Genomic DNA, 2090 nt, shown 5'->3' with positions numbered 1-2090 from the left:
TACGTCAACATCCCGATGTGCCTCATCTATGCGATGTTCGACGGCAAGCATCCCGTTCGCGAGACGCAGGATCGACCCGCGACAGGTCTCCCGCAGACCTACGACGAGCTCAAGGCAGCCTTCCACGTGCAGTTGCGCCATGCCGCGAAGCAGGCGGTCGCCAACAGCCTGCGCGATCAGCTCATGGAGGAGCGGTTCCGCCCCTTCCCGCTGCTGTCGTGCCTCATTCAGGGCTGCCTCGACGCCGGAGCGGACATCTCATCGGGAGGAGCCCTCTACAACTTCCTCCAGCCGGAGGCGGTCGGCGTCTCGAACGTCGTGGACGGCTTGGCTGCCATCAAGACGCTCGTCGAGGACGAAGCCCGCTACACGATGGACGACTTCCGCGCCGCGCTTCGCACCGACTTCGAGAACGCCGACGAGCTCTACCGTGCGATCCTCAAGGAATGCCCGAAGTACGGCAACGACACGGAATGGATCAACGCCCTGTTCGAGGAAGTCGCGGGCGGATGGTGCTCCGCCATCGAAGGCCACAAGAACCGCTTCGGCGGACCCGTGTTCCCCGGCTTCCTCGGATGGACGGTCTGGATCGGGTTCGGGCGCGAGACGCCCGCGACGCCCGACGGGCGCAAGGCGGGCACGCCGCTGGCGAACTCGCTCGCTCCCTGCAACGGCGTTCCGCTGCGTGGGACGCCAGCGATGATCCTCTCCGCGTCGGAGCTCGACCACAGCCGAGGGCTGGGCGGCATCACGTTCAACGTCCGGTTCCAGGCGAACGCGCTGGCGACCGACGAGGGCGTCGATCGGCTGAAGGGGCTCATCGAGGCGAGCTTCGATCTGGGCATCTACCAGATTCAGGTGAACATCACGAGCGCCGAGACGCTCCGCGCGGCACAGGAGAGCCCGGCGGACTATGCCGACCTCTTCGTGCGGATCGGCGGGTATCTCGTCCCGTTCACGCTCCTGCCGAAGGACGCCCAGGATGAGGTGATCGCTCGGACGGAGCTGGAAGTCTGACGCTGTTGCCGCGCCAAGGTGAGTGTATGTCATTCTGAGCGACGCGGCGAATGGGTCTAGTGGTCAGTTACTTTGGAGAGTTCGTCTTCCCCCACCTCAATCCTCCCACGCTTCGCGGGGGGAGGAAGCTATGTCCCTCCCCCTTGCATGGGGGAGGGTTAGGGCGGGGTCGGATAACACGATAAGTCACTGTCACTGACCACTAGCGCGAACGGGTCGGGTGCGAGGAGGCGAAATGCGCGACGCCGAGAGGGAAGCCCTGCGCTCCGTAGCCGGAACGATCTTCGCCGTCGACCAGACGGCGACCCACGACGGGCCCGGCTTGCGGATGATGGTCTACCTCAAGGGATGTCCGCTCCGGTGCGTCTGGTGTCACAGTCCGGAATCCGTCTCCCCACGTCCAGAAGTCGTCTGGTACGAAGCGCGCTGCGTCCGATGCGGCGCGTGCGCCGAAGCCTGCCCGATTGACCTCCGCACACCGGAGCCCATCCTACCCGCCGACCGCGACCGCGAAGCCTGCCTCCGGTGCGGCAAGTGTCTCGACGCATGCGAACACGACGCCCTGGAGATGAAGGGCTACACGACGACGGCGGGCGATGTCGTGGACGAAGCGCGCGCGCTCAAGCCCTTTTTCCGCAGAACCGGAGGCGGCATCACCCTCACAGGCGGCGAACCGACCCTCCAGCCGGAGTTCGCTTACAGCGTCCTGGCGCTGTGCCGCGACGAGGGCGTCCACACGGCGATCGAGACGACGGGCGTGACAACCTGGGTGCGCCTCGAACGGTTAGCAACGGTGACGGACCTCTTCCTCTACGACCTCAAGCACGCTGACGGCGAGAAGCACATCAGCTTCACGGGCGTTCCGCTGACGCACGTCACGGAGAACCTGACGCGCCTCATCGACGGCGGCGCGGACGTCATCGTGCGCGTGCCGGTCATTCCCGGCTACAACGGCGGAGCCGAGGATATCCAGAACATCGGGCGGCTCGCACGGTCGCTCGGGGCGCAGCGGATCAGTCTACTCCCCTTCAACCCGTCGGCGAGCGGCAAGTACTCGTGGCTCCAGAAGCCCT

General features: G+C 65.8%; 2 protein-coding genes. Both read left to right on the top strand.

All coding sequences use genetic code 11. The annotated features are described in order from the left end of the window. A partial coding sequence (locus tag FJZ36_19150; GenBank protein MBM3217017.1) for a hypothetical protein occupies positions 1-1017 on the top strand: 1017 nt, incomplete at its 5' end. 235 nt (positions 1018-1252) lie between these two features. Further along, a partial coding sequence (locus FJZ36_19145; GenBank protein MBM3217016.1) for a glycyl-radical enzyme activating protein occupies positions 1253-2090 on the top strand: 838 nt, incomplete at its 3' end.

This window comes from Candidatus Poribacteria bacterium (genome assembly GCA_016866785.1).
Lineage (GTDB): Bacteria > Poribacteria > WGA-4E.
This window is presented reverse-complemented; position numbering and strand designations above follow the sequence as displayed.